Below are 18966 nucleotides of genomic sequence, written 5' to 3' on the forward strand. Positions count from 1 at the left end.
CACCGTTGTTTTTTCTTATCGAGCTTGTTGAGCTTTCAATGTTTTTAATGCACGGGCGGAAATACGGACCTTAGTTGGCTTTCCATCCACCATAATTGTCGCTTTTTGCAGGTTAACATTCCATTTACGACGTGTTGCACGAAGTGAATGTGAGCGTTTGTTTCCAGACATGGTTTTCTTTCCAGTTACTGAACATACTCTAGGCATACCGTAACCCCCTTTCTTTTGTAAAGATTCAACGCTTAGATACTATACCATAGCATTTCTGATTTATCAATACTTTTAATGAAAAAATTACACGGTAATTTCAAATTCATTTTTATTACTATAACTCATATTATTAATAAATTAAACAAAAATAATTTAGAATTGTGGAATCAATATATTTTTTTTGAAAGTAAGTGAAAATCGTCTTATTTTATTGCTATTGGGGCTCACTTATGCTTTAATAATCAGTTTGCATGTGGTATTATGTTAATAGCACAAGGAGGTTCGCCAATGGACAAACAAATCATTGCTGCATTGGAAATCGCGGATCATGAAGTGCGTTTACTTATTGGACAATTTTTTAATGGACGTTTAAATATACTGAAAGTAGAACGTGTCGCTCATCAAGGAGTTGTTGGGTACACTATAGCAAGTGAAACTCACGTTGTTGACGCAATTAAAAAAGCTGTAGAAAATGCTTCTCGAAACCTTGGGGTTCTAATCGAAAGCGTTTTATTTATTTTGCCGGGTGTTCATTTAAAACGCATTCAACGACAAAGAAGGATACCAATAACAGGTCGTGTATCGTCAATTGATATTCGACGTATTTACAATGATATAAACGCAGCACCAAGTCCTGAGGGATTTGTATTAGTTAACACTCTAGTTACAAAGTTTTTTATAAATGGAAGTTCAACACGTAAAGTACCAATGAACGAAAAGTGTGACTCCTTAACCATTGAAGCAGAATGCTATTATGGAAAGGAATCAATAGTTTATCCTTACGTTGGTTTAGTTGAGAAGTCAGGATTAAGAATCATTGATCTAGTAGTTGATGATATTGGTTATGCAAAAGAGGCGTCTTTATTTGAGGCTTCCATTGATAAACCAATTGTTGCTATAACTTTAAATAATGACATGACGCGTCTTGCATTATTCCATCATGGAACGATGTTGTCAAACGATTATTTAGATAGAGGATTTGAAGAAATACACGAAGTAATAAAAGAAACATTTAATGTACCACAGGATGTTGTGAAACGCTTGTTGTATAATAATATCGATTTAAATAAAGAAGCTCATAATGACCCAATCTTTATGTGGTCAACGAAGTCACAAACACATACAATGACTCAACATGAATTGTTTGAAGTAGTTGAAGGTGAATTAAAAGAATTCATGAGTGGACTTATTGAAAGTAGTGAACCAATCTTCCAACTCGGAACACCACGTTTTATCCTTACTGGAGAAGCAAGTGTCATGGAAGGTCTCGATTCATGGCTAGTTGACAAATTTAATGTTGATGTAACACGTTATCGCTCGACTACCTTTGGGGTAAAAGATCCAAGCCTAACATCTATTGTAGGTTCGTTCTATTATTACAAAGATCAAGAAATCTATCGTGAGCAAACTTATTCAAGTGTGAATCTTTCGGAATTTGAATCGGTTGTGTTACAATCTAAACAAGAACATAATAAAGATGATTCAATTACACAAAAACTCAAAAACATGTTTTTTGAACGATAAACTAAATAAAAAAGTGGAGGGTTAGTATGAGTACTATACAAAATTCAGTTGCTAAAATTAAAGTAATAGGTGTGGGTGGAGCAGGTAATAATGCTGTTAACCGCATGGTTGATGAAGGGATGAAGGGTGTTGAGTTTTATGTTGCCAACACAGACTTACAAGTCTTAAAAACTTCTCCAGTTGTTAACAGAATTGAACTAGGAAAAGAGATTACAAAAGGCTTAGGAGCTGGAGCTAATCCTGAAGTGGGCCGTAAAGCAGCCGTAGAAAGCGAATCAGAGATTCGTGAAGCTGTTAAAGGTGCTGACATGGTATTCGTTACAGCAGGTCTTGGAGGCGGTACTGGTACAGGAGCATCACCTCTTGTAGCTAAAATTGCTCAAGAAGAAGGCGCACTTGTTGTTGGTATTGTTACAAAACCATTTACATTTGAAGGTCCACGTCGTGGAAGACAAGCTAGTGAAGGTCTAGAGGAATTAAAAGCTTATGTTGATTCATTAATCATTGTAAGTAATAATCAATTGCTTGAAGTAATTGGTAGAATACCATTCCAAGAGGCATTTAAAGAAGCTGATAACGTATTACGTCAAGGTGTTCAAACAATCACTGATCTTATTGCAGTACCTGCAATGATTAACTTGGACTTTGCTGATGTTCGTTCAGTTATGCAAGGACAAGGTAGTGCGTTAATTGGTATTGGTATGTCACAAGGTGAGAACAAATCAATAGAAGCTGCTCAAAAAGCAATTACATCACCATTATTAGAAGCACAAATTGCTGGTGCACGTAATGCGATTGTTAACGTTACTGGTGGAGATTCAATTTCTATTCATGATGCAAGTGAGGCTGTAGAATACATTCGTGAAGCAGCTGGAAGTGATATTGATATTATCTTCGGAGTTGCAATCAATGAAAATATCGGAGATGCAATTATAGTTACTGTTATTGCTACAGGATTTGATGAACGTCAAATTGAACAACCAACTGCAGCATATGAACGTCAACAAGAGGCTCCTCGTAAAACAGAATCAAACGATGATAATAACGATATTCCAACATTCTTTAAAACTCGTTAATTAATAATAAAACAAGCACATCGAAAGATGTGCTTTTTCATACACAAAACTTGCCGAATTAGCAAGCTTTGTTAATATATCTATTACTATTTTTTTATTTAAATCCACGTTCGTACTGATATGGTATGACATCCATCTTACGGCGTGATTGAGCACTTTGTAATAACCAGTTTGGATTGCTTAACAATGGTCGTGCTAAACCAATTAAATCAGCTTTACCTGATTCCAGGATAAATGAAACTAAATCTAAACTGCCCAATAGACCGCAAGCTATGACTGGTACATCAAGTTTCTCTCTAATACGTGTAGCAAAATCCACTTGATATCCAGGGTAAATTGATTGTGGAGGGTTTATTGTAATTCCACCCGAGGATACATTAACAATATCAATGAGATCAAGACTTGGTTCAAGCATTCTAATTGCATCATCGACACTTTGTCCGCCATCTTCATAGTCAGTAGCACTAACTCGAATAAGTAAAGGTTTCTCCATAGGCCATACATCTCGAATTGCTTCTGCAACTTCACGAATGAACACAGCACCATCTTTATATTTATCGCTTCGTTTATTTGTAATTGGGCTCATAAACTCAGAGATTAAGTATCCATGTGCACCATGAATTTCAATTGCATCAAAACCAATTTGTTTTGCACGGATAGCAGCATCTTGGAATGCCTTAATTACTGATTGGATATCTTCCTGAGTCATTTCTTTTGGAGTGCGATACGTATCAGAGTAAGCAATGGCACTTGGACCATATATCGTATCGACACCATCTACTGCTTTACATTTTCTTCCGGCATGATTAAGTTGAATAGCAATTTTACTGCCTTCAAGATGTACTGCTTCAACAATTTTCTTCAGTGGCTCAATTTGGCTATCATCATATAGTCCCAAGCAATCATCTGTAATTCGTCCTTCAGGAACCACTCCGGTAGCTTCAATAATAATAAGACCAACTTGACCAATTGCACGTGCTACATAATGAGCAAAGTGAAAATGTGTTGCGATGCCATCATGTTTAGTAGCAGAGTACATACACATTGGCTCCATTACAACTCTATTCTTAAGAGTCATATCTTTAATGCTAAACTTTTCTAATAATTTCATTTTCTATCACCTAAAAACATTATATCATGTTTATTTGAAAACAAAGCCTTAGGATTTGTGTTGATTGGTTTTAACTTATTAGTAGTGAGGGATGACTATGAAAATACAAGAAATGGCTAAATCGCTACGACCACGCGAGAAGGCGCAAGCACGTGGAATTGAGAGTTTAAGTGATGAAGAACTACTTGCTTTGTTTATTAGGACAGGAGTAAGCGGAGTATCTGCACTGGAGATTGCGGAAAACATCCTAAATAGTTGTACTACCTTTCAAAAATTTGCTTCACTTACTTATCATGACTTTAGAAGTATTAAAGGAATCGGTGATGCAAAGGCAATCGAGCTAACAGCAATTTGCGAGGTTGCAAGAAGAATATTAAGACCTCACTATGATGTTGAAAGTAGAGTAAGTTCAAATGATGAACTAATTGAATGGCTAACATTTGAGATTGGATATGAAATGCAAGAGCACTTTCTAGTAGTGTTTCTAAGCAATCAAAATGTAATTCTTGGATACAAGGTACTATTTAAAGGGACTATTGACAGAAGTGTTGTTCATCCCCGTGATATCATAAGAGAAGCATTATTTAAACATGCTTGTAGGATGATATTAGTACACAATCATCCTGGAGGTTCATTAAGGGCGAGTGAAGCAGATATTTATGTTACGGAAAAGATCGTTGAAGCTGCGAAAATGATGGGTATTGAGGTCTGTGATCATTTAATTATTGCGAACAGTCGATATTATTCACTGAAAGTTCACCATTCATATTTGTTTAGTGAATAAGCGATGAAACCATCGCTTTTATTTGTATTATGATGCGTTCTTAAGTATAATAAAATAGGTGATAAAATGAAACCAAAATCAAAATTTAGACAAACAATTCGTAATACATTTATCACGCTTATTGTCTTACTAATGAGCATGAATTTTATTAAACATACAGCTTTCTATGAAACCTTAGATCGTAACTTCTTTGGTTTTTTCTCAATGCTTCGCTATGGATTAATTGAATATCCTATTCAAACAGTAGGGAATGTAGCCAATGATATTGCAACGATGTGGGATGTGCGTTATGAAAACGATTCTTTAAGAGAAAAACTAGGGGATTTATACCGTTTAGAAGGTATCTCAAATGCTCAAAAAGAAGAAATTGATCGGCTTAAAGCGCTTTTAGATCTGAATAAATCTTTTACTGAACACAGCTTAATAAATGGTAGTGTTGTGACGCGTTCAATTGAACAATGGGATAATGCTGTAACATTAAATATCGGTAGTAATGATGGTGTAAATGTAGGTGATGGTGTTATTTCAGAGTATGGCATTGTAGGTAGGGTAATTGAAGTGACAGATAATACTTCTTCTGTTAATTTAATTTCTGCTAATAATGATAATTCAAAGGTTGCAGTACGTATGGAAATTTCTTCGGGAAACTTCGTTCAAGGTATATTAGACCATTACGACTCCAATACAAATGTATTTACTGTTAATCTATTAGAACAATCATCACAAATTGTCTCAGAAGTTCCAGTAACTACATCTGGAATCGGTGGAGTTTATTCTGCTGGTTTGCCAGTTGGATTTGTAGATCGAGTTGAGAATATTGCTGATGGGATGGGAATGGTAGTTTATGTAAAAAGCTATGTGAATTATTCTGATATTCGTTATGTGTCTGTGGTGAAATTACCATGAGAACGATCCGAATAATTCAAACACTCTATATTATTTCACTAGCAGTCTTAGATTTAGTACTAACTGCACTTTTTAAACAGGTTCCTATAGCTAACTCAATATTTATTAGTAATTTAGCTTTTATGGGTTTAATCCTTCTAACTCGAAATGATAACATTGAAGATTCAGTGCTAAGAGCTGCTGGTTTGGGGCTTTGGATGGATATGAACCATATTAATTCATTTCCAATGTACATTACAGTCTATGTCTTAACTGTATTGTTTGTAAGGACTTGGAGTAGCTATTTAGGGTATAATTTAGGTGAGTTCATCGTGATGATTATTATTTCTTTATTTTTCAAAGAAATATTACTGTATATTGGACTCGTGTTTACTCAAGGATATTCAATTAGATTTGAAAACTATGTATCAAATAGAATGTTTTGGGTAGTGTTAGGAAATCTCGTGTTTATTCCAATTGTAAGAAAAACATACGATATTGCTCACATGCAAATCGTTAAGCGCGCAAAAAATATGTATATCCGCTAGGAGGCAGAGTATGGGAATCAAATCAAGAATTAGTGAATACCTAAACCGTTACATCAGTATTAAACGACTGGTGATGGTTTTAATGACTTTAGGCATTGTTTATCTAATTATGTTAACGGACAATGTATGGCTTAGTGTTTATGCCAAAGGTCGAGCAATACTTATGCCTTTTATTATTGGATTTGCGATTGCTTTTGTCTTACGCCCAATCACAATATTTTTTGAAAGGTTCAACATCAAACGACAAATATCTGTACCTATTACGATGTTGTTATTTGTATTTGTAATGATTTTCTTATTCTCTTCAATTATTCCAAATCTCATCTCAGATTTAGTAACTTTTATTGGGTCAGGGGCTGAAGGAATACAAAAACTTGTATCTTATTATACTGAAGTAAGTGACTCGGTACCTAGTCCTTGGGTTAATGATATGGTAGCGGAGCTTACCGGAGTACTTAAATCACTAGTTAATCAATTGTCGAACATTCCGGTTCTTGCTTCTCAATTCATTTCTAGCTTCATCTCGTTTTTAACAACAGGAATCTTTTCATTAGTTATCAGTTTATACTTAATCTTTGATTATGAAAATGTAACATCACAGGTATTAAAGGTTGCGAATCGTGTTTCACCAAAACTTAGCAATTCTCTGATTGTTGTTAACCGTGCGGTTGTTAGTTATTTGAAAAGTTTAGTTGTATTAATGACAGTTTCAATGATTGAGTATGCATTATTCTATTCTTTGATTGGTCATGATTATGCATTAATTCTTGGAGTAATGGCTGCTTTTGGTATACTAATACCTTATATTGGAGCCGTATCGGTTCAAGTCTTAGCTTTCTTAACAGGACTCACACTACCGTTCCCAAGACCAATTATTTTAGCAATCGGTCTTGTTGTTTTATCAAATGTAGATAATTACCTAATTACTCCTTTAGTCTATTCAAAACGTGATAAAATTGATCCAGTATCATCACTCTTCGTATTTTTTACGGCAAGTACAATCTTTGGTTTCTTAGGAATCTTGCTGTCAATGCCAATTTACTTCTCAATTCGTGCTTTATTTAAATTATATGAAAATGATTGGGAACTTGAAGGTTTAGATGATGATAAAACTGAAGTCATTGAATCAAAAGAATAATTGAAAGAGGTACTTATGAAACGGAAAATTACGAAATTATTAATTATAGTATTAAGTCTTTTTACTCTTGCAGGATGTGTTCCAAAAGATAAAACTGTCTTAGTTACAAGTTATCCAATGGAATATCTCTTTAAGGTATTGGGTGGTAATCGCGTTAATGTAGAAAGACTTTATTCAGGTTCAACTGCGCAAACAGCTGTGATTCGTTCAGACTATGAAGAATTAATTAAGAAAGCTGACACAGTCTTCTATATTGATGAACTTCAACCTTATTGGGAAATCTATACAGATGTATTAGCACAAAATACAAAGATTGAGAAAATAAACTTAGCGGATAGATCTACACTTTACAACTTCAAACGTTTCTCTACCATCAATGTAGACGGTAAGCAACACATTGTAGATTCAGAGTATTATGAATCTTCAGTATTTGAACCCATTGATACATATGATAAAGATCCATTTTTATGGATGGATCCTCTTGCAATGACTTCAATGGCACGTACAATAAAAGATTGGTTAACCAGTAATTATCCTGATGAAAGCAATTTGTTTGAAGAACGTTTTAATGAATTAGAAGTTCAATTAATAAATCTTCAAGCTGATTATCAAAAACTAAGAACAAATCAAGGTTCTTACAAAGTTGTGACAGTACATCCTAGCTTTGGAAACTGGCAACGTAGTTTTGGTGTGTCGGTGTATCCACTCATCCTTTCGAAGTATGGTTCACTACCTACTGATAAGCAATTTGAAGCAATACGTGAGCGAATTCAAGCTGACGACGTTAGATATATCGCAATGGAAAAAGGATTAACTGAAGAAGAACTGATTATTTTTAATCAAATAAAAACAGAATTACAACTAACAGAAATTAATCTTAATAGTTTATTTGATTTAACAAGTGAGGATATTTCAAAAAATATGGATTATATTACTGAAATGTACAATAACCTTGAAGCCCTTGAATCGATGAATCGATAAACAAGGGTTTTTCTTGAGTTAGAAGGGACGGAAAAATATGAAAGACTTATTACTAATAGATGGAAACTCGATGTTATTTCGAGCGTATTATGGAACCTTATCGCGAGGTACAATGAAATCGTCAGAAGGTGTTGTTACAAACGCTGTTTATGGCTTTTCAACAATGCTTACTAAAGCTATTGAAAAATACAAACCTGACCATATTCTTGTAGCATTTGATACAGGTGTAAAAACATTTAGACATGACATGTTTGATAATTATAAAGGGACTCGTAAAGAAGTAGATCCAGAATTGGTTTCTCAATTTGCTCTAGTTCGAGAATTTCTAGATTCTTATCCAATTAAACGTTATGAGATTGATGGTTTTGAAGCAGATGATATTATCGGAACAATCGCTCATAAATTTGAAGATACAAAGACATACATACTAACAAGTGACCGTGATATGCTGCAGTTAATTGATAAGAATGTGGATGTTTTACTTATGCGTAAGGGTCTAACAGACATTAAGCATATGGATGTGGCAGCACTACAAGAAGATACTGGACTTACTCCTTCACAAATAGTGGATGTTAAAGCATTACAAGGTGATACAAGTGACAACATACCAGGAGTTCCTTCAATCGGTGAAAAAACAGCGATTAAGCTTATTAAAGAGTACGGAACATTTGAAAATCTTTATGAACATAAAGAAGATATTAAAGGTAAGATGGGTGAGAACTTAAGAAATTTCGAGGATCAAGCAAAAATGTCTTACGACCTTGCCTTAATCCATCGAGAAGTTCCTAATAATATTGATTTATCTGATATTGTTTACCAAGATCCAACACTTACGTTAAATGCGTTTTACCGTAAGTATGATATGAATTCATTGATTGTTAATGTAGGTATTGAAGATAATGAGGTAGTAGAAAAGAAACATACTTTTGAACTTGAGGAGTTTGGTTCATCATGGGTTCATAAAACTACGATGATGATGCTAGACTATGATAAGAAAGGTAATATTCAGGGTGTGTACTTAACAGACTCAGAAGCGTATGCTTACCTTACCTATCCTGAAATGACCCTGAATCCATTGTTTAAGCTTTGTTTAGAACGTGATAAACCCCATGTGTTCTTATCTTCAAAGGGAATATACCGTTTTGCATTAGAAAACAATATTAATATTAAACATACAATCGATGATATTTTACTATTGGCTTTTATCGTTGATCCATCAATCAATACAAGTGATATATTGCGTGATACTTACCAATTGTGGTATCCAGAGTATGAAGGACTAGAAAACGGTTGTGCAGTTCTAAAAGGTCTTGGTAAGTTGTATCCAAATCTTATCAAACAAGCAGAGAAAGATAATGTATACTCTGTTTATGAAACGATTGAGAAACCATTAGTACCAGTGTTAGCGAAATGTGAATATCTTGGGGTTACAGTAGATAGAAGTGTTCTTGATACTATTGCTGAAAAAACTCATAAGAAGCTTGAAGCATTAAGTAATCAAATTTATGGATTTGCTAATAAGGAATTTAATATCAATTCTCCGAAGCAATTGTCAGAAGTGTTGTTTGATGATTTAGGACTGAAAACTGGAAAAAAACGTTCCACAGCTGTATCTGTGTTGGAAGGTTTAATCGATAAACATCCAATTATTGAACCGATTTTGTCATATAGAAAATATCAAAAATTATACAGTACCTATGCAGTAGGACTTACAAAGCATATTAAAGAAGACGGGAAAATACATACCAACTTCAATCAACACGCAACACAAACTGGGCGTTTATCATCAAGTGATCCAAATATGCAAAATATCTCTGTAAGAGATGAGGAAACTCGAGAAGTAAGAGCAGCATTTGTTGCAAGTGCTGGACGTAAACTTGTAAGTATTGATTACTCTCAAATTGAACTTAGAGTCCTATCGTTCCTTGCAAACGAAGAAAAGATGATTGATGCATTCAAACATAATGAAGATATCCATACATCAACCGCAAAACAGATTTTTGGTGTTGATGCCATTAACAGTAATATGAGACGACAAGCTAAATCTGTAAACTTTGGTATTGTCTATGGAATATCTGCTTTTGGCTTAGCCAATCAAATTGATGTAGGAATTGATGAAGCTTCTCACTTTATTGATCGTTACAATGATGTCTATCCTAATATCTTAAAATATATGAAACATATTGTGGATGATGCACTTGAGAATGGCTATGTGACAACCTATTTTGGAAGAAGACGTTACATACCTGAACTGAATGATAAAAACCGTGCTGTTAAAGAGTTTGGGAAGCGTGCAGCGATGAATGCGCCAATTCAAGGGACGGCAGCTGATATTATTAAACTTGCCATGATAGCAGTTGATAAAGCATTAACTGAAAATAATTTTAAATCATCGATGATACTACAAGTTCATGATGAGCTCGTATTTGATGTATATGAAGATGAACTCGAAAATCTTGTTAAACTTGTGGAAGACATTATGAAGAACATTGTTGATTGGCCAGTACCACTTGATGTATCGACCTCAATTGGCGATAACTGGATGGAATAGAGATGCCAGAATTACCAGAGGTTGAGACAATTGTTCGCACTTTAGAGAAATCTCTATTAGGAGAAACTATAGTTGGAGCAGAATTATATTATGAGAGCCTACTAGAAACACAATCTGAATATACATTAAATGATTTAATTGGAGCTCGATTCGTCTCATTTCAACGAAGAGGGAAGTACTTGTGGTTTGGATTTAGCAATGATCTTCATTTATTTATTCATCTCAGAATGGAAGGGAAGTTTCATCTTTATTCCGAACCGATGCTACCAAGTAAACATACGCACATGCTAATAAGAACAATGAATCATGAGATTCATTATCTTGATACTCGTAAGTTCTCACGCTTTGCGATTGTAAAAGATCCGGAAGCGTATCTTCTAACGAAGAAACTTGGTTTAGAACCATGGGATCCGAAACTTACATCATCTTATTTATACAATGCTTACTCAAAAACTACGCGACCAATTAAATCGGTGTTATTAGATCAAAGTATTGTTGCTGGTATTGGTAACATCTATGCAGATGAGATTTTGTATGAAATGAAAGTGCATCCCTTAACACCAGCTAAGAACCTGAGTAAATATCAGTGTCAAAAAATTATCCCAATTATCAGACACATCCTTGAGAATGCTATTAAGGCAGGAGGAACAACTATCCGTTCCTATACATCGCAGTTAAATGTTACAGGTCTATTTCAAATCAATCTGAATGCATATGGTAGAAGTGGTAAACCATGTTACCGTTGTGGTTCAACTTTACAACATGTGAAAGTCTCAGGAAGGACAAGTGTCTTTTGTCCAAAATGTCAGAAGGTGAAAATATGAAAGTTGCAATTACAGGAACAATAGGTGGAGGAAAATCTCAAGCAAGTAAATACTTATTAGAGAAAGGCTATCCGGTTTTTGATAGCGATAAACTTGTGCATACTTATTATGAACAGGGTGGGCGTTTAGAAGACGCTGTTCGTAGACACTTCGGTAATCAAGTATTTAACGATGAGAATAGTATTGATCGGAAGAAACTTGCAGAGATTGTCTTTAATAATGAACAAGCTCTGACTGATTTGGAACAGATGGTATTTCCAGTTGTAAAGAATCATATGGAAGAGCTTTATAATGATAAACAAGGAATCGTCTTTTTTGAGGTGCCATTACTCTTTGAATCAGGACTGGAAACGTCATTTGATGCAGTTATTATGGTAACTGCAGATGAAATTATCCGTTTAAAACGATTAGAAAAACGTGGCATGAGTGAAGAAGAAGTACAAAAACGTTCGAAACGTCATTTGGACGAAAAGCGTAAACTTGAGAAGTCAGACTACATAATCTATAATAATGGTTCATTAGAAGATTTATATCAAAATATTGACGCTGTATTAGAGAAGTTAGAAAGAGAGGCGCTATGAGTTCAAAACTAATTTATTTATCTTTAGATTTTACTTTATCTGACGATAAAATTGATTCATTGATGCAATTGTATCAACCTTTGTTTAATCACCCAGCGGCTAGTCTTTATTTGACTCTTTATACACAGGCAAAATATGAACCTTCAATTAGCTCAAGAGAGTTGATTCATAAGCTGCATGTTCACATCGACGAATTAAGCTTATACCGTGAGGAACTCGAACGCTTTTCCTTATTGAGAACATTTGAGAACGGACAGAACTTATGTTGCGAACTTCTTGAACCCTTAAGTCCAGCTAAGTTTTTAGAACATGTAACTTTTGGAAGGCTATATGCAATTGTTCATGGCAATGATGCTTTTGTAAATGCATCAAACCGTTATTACAATGCCCAGATGAATATAGATAGATCCAATGAGATTAGTAAATCATTTGATTTATCACGTCTTGAAATGTGGTCAGAAGAACACGAAGAAATCTATAGTAACTATAAACCCAGTGAAACAAAGAATGCATTTGATGCAGAACAATTCTTTAACTCATGGAGTAATGCAATGTTCCCAAGTGATATGAGGACCAACGAAGTGAAACAGATTATTTCTGAAGTAGGTACAATCTATAACCTATCGTATCCAGAAATGAAGGCGAAGATTCTAGAAGCAAGTAATATCTCTACAAGAACATTTAATAGAACAAAGTTTATTACACTCATAGAACGTGAACTAGGACGTCAGTCGATTGAATCAGTAAACAATCCATACGAACTTGATCCTCTCAGTTTCTTAGCATACAAGCAATCTAATGACTATATTGTTGACGCTAATAAGAAGCTGATTCGTTCACTCCAACAAAACTTTAACTTCAGCGGTCAAATCATTAACGTACTTATTGAATATGTACTCAATACAAACAATCAAAATCTAACTCGAAATTATGTTGAGGCGATTGCAGCTACGTGGCAACGTTCTGGTGTAGATACTGTAGAAAAAGCAAAAGCAATGACTCAATTTAAAGAAAAGACAACTAAACCAACATATCAGAAATCAAATCGTCCGAAAGCTGAAGCAATTCAACCGAGTTACAATAACGAAGATGATTCAAATGAAAGTGGAGCGAAACTTTCTTCAGAAGAACCATTTGATTTAGAGAAGTGGTATGAAGCACAAAATAGGGAGGACCCATCATGAGCTTTAGGAAACTAGTTTTTGAACTCAATGAAGAGCAACTCAGTGCAAGAAATGAATTGGGAAAGAAACTTTTAGAGATGGAGGTTATTCGGAAGTTTCAAAAGACATATTCCTGTCCCGATGAAGTTATTGTAGAAAATGCGTCTCGCTTTAAACGATGGGTTCAAGAACTTGAGAAAATTAAAAAGATTAGTGAACAAGATATTGAAAAAGATGAAATGTTAGGTCAATATATTGATTTAGTATATGACAGCGATTCAAATATTTTGTCGGAAGTTGTTAAGAGATTACCATTGTTTGATGAAATCCAAAGAAGAAAACAATATCTAAACCAATATCGAATTGTACCTATTTCAGAAAATCTTGAGCAAGCAACATTTGAAAACTTACAAGTAAATCTCGATAAAGAGTCAAAAAAATATCAAGAGCTTGTAAAGAAACTGTTTGCATTTAGTCGGGAAAATGATGTTCTTGGGTACTATTTATTTGGTGATATCGGCGTAGGGAAAACGTTTTTAGGAGCGTGTGTAACCAATGAATTTGCCAAGAAAGGGAAGTCTGTCGCCTTGCTTCACGTACCTTCATTTATTAATTTATTGAAGGACCAATTCAACAACGGATCCGTAGAATCAATTCTTAGAACAGTCCGATATACCGAAGTTTTAGTCCTCGATGATTTAGGTGCAGAACCGATTACTCCATGGAGTAGAGATGAGATATTACTTACAATATTAAACGATAGACTTGAGAATAAACGTAAGACGATTATCACAAGTAATTACCCCCCAGAGCTACTTGTAGACCTCTATAAAGTAGATTCACGTGGAGTCTCTGATACTATTAGAGCACGTCGTTTAGTAGATAGAATTACAGCATTGACTCTACCTTGTGAAATTTCAGGCAAGAATCGCAGAATCCAGCAAAAAAGGTAGATAATATACGCGCATATCGATGTAAAAAATGTTATGATAGTACAAGAGGTGGATTATGAAGAAAATTGGTGTTTTGACATCTGGTGGTGACGCACCAGGCATGAATGCCGTAATCCGTGCAGTTGTGCGGTCCGGTATTAGTGCAGGCCTCGAAGTTTTTGGCATATTTGATGGCTACGAAGGTCTCGTCAATGATAAAATCCGACTTCTTAATAAAGGTGATGTTAGTGATATCATCATCAAGGGAGGAACGATTTTAGGCAGTGCTCGTCTTGAAGAATTTAAGCTAGTAGAAGTTAGAGAAAAAGCTGTCGAAAACTTGGCTCGTCATGGCATTGAAGGATTAGTAGTAATCGGTGGTGATGGATCATATCGTGGTGCATTGGCATTAACAGAAATGGGAATCAACTGTATTGGTATTCCTGGCACTATTGATAACGATATCGATTCAACAGATTACACTATTGGATTTGATACCGCATTAAATACAATTATCGAAAACGTTGACAAATTGCGTGATACCTCTAGTTCACATCATCGTTGTTCTGTAATTGAAGTAATGGGTAACCGTTGTGGTGATTTAGCAATCTATGCGGGAATTACAACCGGTGCTGAAATAATCATTACCAAAGAAACTGGTTATGATGAAGAAGAAGTGCTAGACCGTTTACGTTACTTTGAGGAAAAGAAACAAAAACGTCATTCTATTGTATTAGTCAGTGAAAAAATTACAGACGTACACTTATTAGCACGTAAGATTTCGTTGCATACTGGATTTTCTGGTAGAGCAACAATATTAGGTCATATTCAACGTGGTGGTTCTCCTACTGCAAGAGATCGAATTCTTGCAACACAATTCGGAGATAAAGCTGTAAGAGCCTTACTAAATGGAGAAGGTGGGCGTTGTGTCGGTATTGTTAATGAGGAAATTATTACAATCGATATTACCGAAGCATTACAGTTAACGAAGAAATCAAGAAAACCATTATTTGAATTACATGATCGTTTAGTTTAAGAGAGAGGAAATATATATATTCATGAAACAACTAAAGAAAACAAAAATTATTTGTACAATCGGACCAGCATCTGAGTCCCCAGAAATGATTGAGGCATTAGCAAAACAAGGAATGAACATTGTGCGTTTTAATTTCTCACATGACGTTCAAGAAAACCACTTACGTCGTATGACTACAGTACGTGAAGTTAGCGATCGTATTGGAATTCCACTTGCAATTCTTTTAGATACAAAAGGACCTGAAATTCGTTGTGGCGACATGGAAAATGGCGCTATCGAATTTAAAGAAGGCGATATCGTTCGTGTTGGATTTGATGAAGATTATATCGGAAACAAAGAACGTTTCACATTATTAGTTCCTGAAGTACACGAAGATGTTCAAATTGGTAACTACTTATTAATTGATGACGGTAAGATGAAACTTACTGTTGTAGATAAAGATGAAAAAGACTTAATCTGCCGTATCGAAAACCCAGGATTAATCAAAACACGTAAAGGTGTTAATATTCCTAACGTTGTTCTAAGTATGCCATTTATGTCAGAAAAAGACCGTAGCGATATTACATTTGGCGCAAAAAACAATGTAGACTTTATTGCTGCATCATTTGTTCGTCGTGCACAAGACGTTTTAGAAATCCGTGAAGTACTAAATGAAGCTGGACGTCCACAAACACAAATCATCGTTAAAATTGAAAACCAAGAAGGTTTCGATAACATCGAAAGCATTTTAGAAATCGCTGACGGAGTTATGGTTGCTCGTGGTGACTTAGGTGTTGAAGTAAGTACACACTTAGTTCCAATCTACCAAAAACGTATTATCAAAGTTGCTAACCGTATGGGTAAAGCAGTTGTTACAGCTACACATATGCTTGAATCAATGCAACAAAATCCACGTCCTACACGTGCTGAAGCAAGTGATGTTGCTAACGCTGTATTAGATGGAACTGATGCAATCATGCTTTCAGGTGAATCAGCAGTTGGAGCATATCCAATCGAAGCTGTTCGTGTAATGCATGAAATTTCATTAGCAATGGAAGAAATCTTACCATACCGTGAAAATCTTGAACGTGCTATCCGTACATCAAAACGTACAATTCAAGACTCCGTAGGTATGTCAGTAGCTGAAACAGCTCTAAACCTTGATGACGTTGCAGCAATCGTTGCCTTTACATCATCAGGATCAACAGCTCGTCGTATTTCAAAATACCGTCCAAATGTTCCAGTAATTGCTGTTACATTTAGTAGAGAAGTTCAATTAAGTCTTCAAGCAACATGGGGAGTAATTCCTGTTGTTTCAGATATCCGTAACGATATGACAAATGACGATGAAATTGCATCAGCATTCGCAAAATCATACGGTATTAAAGAAGGCGAAAAAGTTATTATTGCTGCTGGTTACCCAACAGGTACAGGTAACACTAACTTAATGAAAATCATTGAAGTTAAATAATTTTTAACATTAAAGGAGCCCCTATGAAAAAGTATATTGGTGTGGATTTAGGTGGAACTAATATCCGCGTAGCAGTAGTTACAGAATTAGGAGAACTTTTAGAAGAAATTAAGAAACCATCTCAGGCCCAAAGTGGACCTGAGGTTGTTCTTAATAACATGATTGAGATGATTAAGTCTCTTGAATTGTTTTCCGAATGTTCAGGAATTGGAATTGGAATTCCAGGACCTGTTGATACAGAAAAAGGTTGTGTTTCTTTATCAACAAACATTAAAGGCTTTACTGGTTTCCCAGTTATTGACTATTTGAAAAAATATATTGATTTACCAATTTATATGGATAATGATGCAAACGTTGCTGGACTTGCAGAAGCTCTTGTAGGTGCAGGAAGAGGAAATCGTATCGTTTACTATGTCACTCATTCTACCGGTATTGGTGGGGCAATGATTGTTAATGGTCGTGTCGTATCAGGTAATAAGGGATATGCAGGTGAGATTGGAAATATCGTTATCGATAGAAACCGTCCACGTTATAGTGATATCAACACACTCAATGCAGGTGCTGTTGAGAATGAAGCAAGTGGATCAGCAATGGTTCGTAAAGCTCAAGCAACTATTAGTCCTGATATTACTTCAGCATACGAAATCTTTAAGAGGTATGAGCAAAATGATCCTCGTGCAATTAAAATTATTGATGAAATGAGTTATGACTTCGGAATGGCAATGGCAACAATTGCACACGTAGTTGACCCACATGTTTTTGTAATCGGTGGGGGAGTTACAAGTTCCAAGAATTTATATTGGGACAAGATGATCGAAGCTTACCAATCTTTAGTTCACCCACAAATGCGTGATACAAAGTTTGTTGAAGCACAGTTAGACGAACCAGGAGTAATTGGAGCAGCAATGCTATGTTACTCACAGGAGGTATAATGAATCTTTTAGAAAAATATGCAGAATTAGCAATACGTACAGGTGTTAACGTACAAGCTGGTCAAACATTAAGAATTAATGTTAAAGCAGAACATTATGAATTTGCACGTCTTCTTGTAAAAGAAGCATATGCATGTGGTGCAAAGAAAGTTATCGTTGAATTCAATGATGACATTATCGGAAAAGAACATGCTGTACATCAAGATTTCGATACATATGTAGAAGTTCCGGAGTGGCTTAAAGTCAAAATCAATTCATTACTTGAAGAAGATTTATGTAATTTAAGCGTATATGCACCTTCACCAGGCTTGTTTGCTGATGTTGATGGTGAGAAACTTGCTACAGCATCTAAAAACCAATCTGAGGCTTTAAAAGCTTACTCAGATTATATGATGGCTAATAGAGGACAATGGAGCTTAGTATCTTTACCAACTAAAGCATGGGCAAAAACAGTATTCCCAGAACTTCCAGAAGATGAAGCTTATGAGAAACTATTTGATGCAATTCTCTATGCAACTCGCGTAACAGAAGAAAAAGATCCTGTTGAAGCATGGAAAGAACACAATGCTACATTACACCACCAAAACAAGGTATTAAATGACTATAACTTTAAATCATTACACTTTAAGAACTCTTTAGGTACTGATATTGTTGTTGGTCTCGTTAATGATCATATTTGGTCGGGTGGAGCTGAAGTTGCAGAAAATGGTGTTGTATTCAACCCAAATATGCCAACTGAAGAATCCTTTACAATGCCAGATCGTACAAACGTAAACGGACGTGTTTATAGTACAAAACCATTAAACTATCAAGGTAAACTTATCGATGAATTCTGGTTAGAATTTAAAGATGGTGTTGTAATCGACTTTGATGCAAAGAAAGAAAAAGAAACACTTCAAGCACTTCTTGATACAGATGAAGGAAGCCGTAGAATTGGTGAAATCGCACTAATTTCTCATAAATCACCAATCTCTGATTTGAATATCTTATTCTTAAATACACTATTTGATGAAAATGCTTCATGCCATATGGCTTTAGGACGTGCGTATCCTATGAACATTAAAGGTGGACTAGAAATGACTCAAGAAGAGTTATTAGCTCACAACTCAAATGATTCATTAAATCATGAAGACTTTATGTTTGGTAGTGAAGATATGTCAATTATCGGTTTAACTCAAGATGACAAAGAAGTTGTTGTCTTCGATAAAGGAAACTTTGTAATCTAAGCGTGGATATCCAC

At 35.1% G+C, this 18966-nt stretch carries 18 protein-coding genes; 16 read left to right on the top strand and 2 right to left on the bottom strand.

The annotated features are described in order from the left end of the window. Positions 1 to 15: 15 nt before the first annotated feature. Positions 16 to 207 (bottom strand): 50S ribosomal protein L28, encoded by a 192-nt coding sequence (gene rpmB, locus G7059_RS05920; RefSeq protein ID WP_166081159.1) that lies wholly within the window; start codon positions 205 to 207, stop codon positions 16 to 18. 291 nt (positions 208 to 498) lie between these two features. On the opposite strand from rpmB, the gene G7059_RS05925 reads away from it, so the two are divergent. Together G7059_RS05925 and ftsZ are read left to right on the top strand one after the other, a co-directional pair. Then, entirely contained in the window at positions 499 to 1734 is a 1236-nt protein-coding gene (locus tag G7059_RS05925; RefSeq protein ID WP_166081160.1) for a cell division protein FtsA, read from the top strand. A 26-nt stretch (positions 1735 to 1760) separates the two neighbouring features. Continuing rightward, on the top strand, positions 1761 to 2810 hold the full coding sequence (gene ftsZ / locus G7059_RS05930) for a cell division protein FtsZ (RefSeq protein ID WP_166081161.1): 1050 nt from the start codon (positions 1761 to 1763) through the stop codon (positions 2808 to 2810). Between the two features lie 94 nt (positions 2811 to 2904). Here ftsZ and G7059_RS05935 read toward each other — a convergent pair whose 3' ends face one another. Then, the gene (locus G7059_RS05935) at positions 2905 to 3921 is read right to left on the bottom strand and encodes an NADH:flavin oxidoreductase/NADH oxidase (protein WP_166081162.1); all 1017 of its coding nucleotides are present in this window, start codon (positions 3919 to 3921) and stop codon (positions 2905 to 2907) included. Between the two features lie 97 nt (positions 3922 to 4018). Between G7059_RS05935 and radC the strand changes: the two genes are divergently transcribed. The 14 genes from radC (at position 4019) to G7059_RS06005 (ending at position 18952) form a co-directional block, all read left to right on the top strand. Next, complete coding sequence (radC, locus tag G7059_RS05940; protein ID WP_166081163.1) at positions 4019 to 4705, top strand: DNA repair protein RadC; 687 nt, start codon at positions 4019 to 4021, stop codon at positions 4703 to 4705. Positions 4706 to 4771: 66 nt separating this feature from the next. Then, entirely contained in the window at positions 4772 to 5611 is an 840-nt protein-coding gene (gene mreC, locus G7059_RS05945) for a rod shape-determining protein MreC (protein ID WP_166081164.1), read from the top strand. After that, positions 5608 to 6138: a hypothetical protein gene (locus G7059_RS05950; protein WP_166081165.1), complete on the top strand. Its 531-nt coding sequence runs from the start codon at positions 5608 to 5610 to the stop codon at positions 6136 to 6138. Before mreC ends, G7059_RS05950 begins: the two co-directional genes overlap by 4 nt. 10 nt (positions 6139 to 6148) lie before the next feature. Next, positions 6149 to 7276, top strand: coding sequence for an AI-2E family transporter (locus G7059_RS05955; protein ID WP_166081166.1), 1128 nt, complete (start codon positions 6149 to 6151; stop codon positions 7274 to 7276). Between the two features lie 15 nt (positions 7277 to 7291). Beyond that, on the top strand, positions 7292 to 8257 hold the full coding sequence (locus G7059_RS05960; protein WP_166081167.1) for a metal ABC transporter solute-binding protein, Zn/Mn family: 966 nt from the start codon (positions 7292 to 7294) through the stop codon (positions 8255 to 8257). Between the two features lie 37 nt (positions 8258 to 8294). Next, positions 8295 to 10808, top strand: a complete 2514-nt coding sequence (gene polA, locus G7059_RS05965; protein ID WP_166081168.1) for a DNA polymerase I — start codon at positions 8295 to 8297, stop codon at positions 10806 to 10808. Between the two features lie 2 nt (positions 10809 to 10810). Continuing rightward, a complete protein-coding gene (mutM, locus tag G7059_RS05970; RefSeq protein WP_166081169.1) occupies positions 10811 to 11632 on the top strand; it encodes a bifunctional DNA-formamidopyrimidine glycosylase/DNA-(apurinic or apyrimidinic site) lyase in 822 nt (273 codons plus the stop codon). Next, positions 11629 to 12213 (top strand): dephospho-CoA kinase, encoded by a 585-nt coding sequence (gene coaE, locus G7059_RS05975; RefSeq protein ID WP_166081170.1) that lies wholly within the window; start codon positions 11629 to 11631, stop codon positions 12211 to 12213. The genes mutM and coaE overlap by 4 nt, the downstream gene beginning before the upstream one ends. Next, on the top strand, positions 12210 to 13397 hold the full coding sequence (locus tag G7059_RS05980; protein WP_166081171.1) for a DnaD domain protein: 1188 nt from the start codon (positions 12210 to 12212) through the stop codon (positions 13395 to 13397). Before coaE ends, G7059_RS05980 begins: the two co-directional genes overlap by 4 nt. Next, positions 13394 to 14329 carry an ATP-binding protein gene (locus G7059_RS05985; protein ID WP_166081172.1) on the top strand — a complete coding sequence of 312 codons (936 nt, stop codon included), beginning with the start codon at positions 13394 to 13396 and terminating at the stop codon, positions 14327 to 14329. The genes G7059_RS05980 and G7059_RS05985 overlap by 4 nt, the downstream gene beginning before the upstream one ends. Positions 14330 to 14384: 55 nt before the next feature. After that, positions 14385 to 15344, top strand: a complete 960-nt coding sequence (gene pfkA / locus G7059_RS05990) for a 6-phosphofructokinase (RefSeq protein ID WP_166081173.1) — start codon at positions 14385 to 14387, stop codon at positions 15342 to 15344. A 22-nt stretch (positions 15345 to 15366) separates the two neighbouring features. Beyond that, positions 15367 to 16794 (top strand): pyruvate kinase, encoded by a 1428-nt coding sequence (gene pyk / locus G7059_RS05995; protein WP_166081174.1) that lies wholly within the window; start codon positions 15367 to 15369, stop codon positions 16792 to 16794. Positions 16795 to 16817: 23 nt separating this feature from the next. Continuing rightward, positions 16818 to 17726, top strand: coding sequence for an ROK family protein (locus G7059_RS06000; RefSeq protein WP_166081175.1), 909 nt, complete (start codon positions 16818 to 16820; stop codon positions 17724 to 17726). Beyond that, positions 17726 to 18952, top strand: coding sequence for an aminopeptidase (locus G7059_RS06005; protein WP_166081176.1), 1227 nt, complete (start codon positions 17726 to 17728; stop codon positions 18950 to 18952). Before G7059_RS06000 ends, G7059_RS06005 begins: the two co-directional genes overlap by 1 nt. The last annotated feature ends 14 nt before the right edge of the window (positions 18953 to 18966 follow it).

The organism is Erysipelothrix sp. HDW6A (genome assembly GCF_011400295.1).
Taxonomy (GTDB): domain Bacteria; phylum Bacillota_I; class Bacilli_A; order Erysipelotrichales; family Erysipelotrichaceae; genus Erysipelothrix.

Coding starts and splice junctions, on each gene's coding strand:
- rpmB (WP_166081159.1), bottom strand. CDS start 207: ATGCCTAGAGTATGTTCAGTAACTGGAAAGAAAACCATGTCTGGAAAC.
- G7059_RS05925 (WP_166081160.1), top strand. CDS start 499: ATGGACAAACAAATCATTGCTGCATTGGAAATCGCGGATCATGAAGTG.
- ftsZ (WP_166081161.1), top strand. CDS start 1,761: ATGAGTACTATACAAAATTCAGTTGCTAAAATTAAAGTAATAGGTGTG.
- G7059_RS05935 (WP_166081162.1), bottom strand. CDS start 3,921: ATGAAATTATTAGAAAAGTTTAGCATTAAAGATATGACTCTTAAGAAT.
- radC (WP_166081163.1), top strand. CDS start 4,019: ATGAAAATACAAGAAATGGCTAAATCGCTACGACCACGCGAGAAGGCG.
- mreC (WP_166081164.1), top strand. CDS start 4,772: ATGAAACCAAAATCAAAATTTAGACAAACAATTCGTAATACATTTATC.
- G7059_RS05950 (WP_166081165.1), top strand. CDS start 5,608: ATGAGAACGATCCGAATAATTCAAACACTCTATATTATTTCACTAGCA.
- G7059_RS05955 (WP_166081166.1), top strand. CDS start 6,149: ATGGGAATCAAATCAAGAATTAGTGAATACCTAAACCGTTACATCAGT.
- G7059_RS05960 (WP_166081167.1), top strand. CDS start 7,292: ATGAAACGGAAAATTACGAAATTATTAATTATAGTATTAAGTCTTTTT.
- polA (WP_166081168.1), top strand. CDS start 8,295: ATGAAAGACTTATTACTAATAGATGGAAACTCGATGTTATTTCGAGCG.
- mutM (WP_166081169.1), top strand. CDS start 10,811: ATGCCAGAATTACCAGAGGTTGAGACAATTGTTCGCACTTTAGAGAAA.
- coaE (WP_166081170.1), top strand. CDS start 11,629: ATGAAAGTTGCAATTACAGGAACAATAGGTGGAGGAAAATCTCAAGCA.
- G7059_RS05980 (WP_166081171.1), top strand. CDS start 12,210: ATGAGTTCAAAACTAATTTATTTATCTTTAGATTTTACTTTATCTGAC.
- G7059_RS05985 (WP_166081172.1), top strand. CDS start 13,394: ATGAGCTTTAGGAAACTAGTTTTTGAACTCAATGAAGAGCAACTCAGT.
- pfkA (WP_166081173.1), top strand. CDS start 14,385: ATGAAGAAAATTGGTGTTTTGACATCTGGTGGTGACGCACCAGGCATG.
- pyk (WP_166081174.1), top strand. CDS start 15,367: ATGAAACAACTAAAGAAAACAAAAATTATTTGTACAATCGGACCAGCA.
- G7059_RS06000 (WP_166081175.1), top strand. CDS start 16,818: ATGAAAAAGTATATTGGTGTGGATTTAGGTGGAACTAATATCCGCGTA.
- G7059_RS06005 (WP_166081176.1), top strand. CDS start 17,726: ATGAATCTTTTAGAAAAATATGCAGAATTAGCAATACGTACAGGTGTT.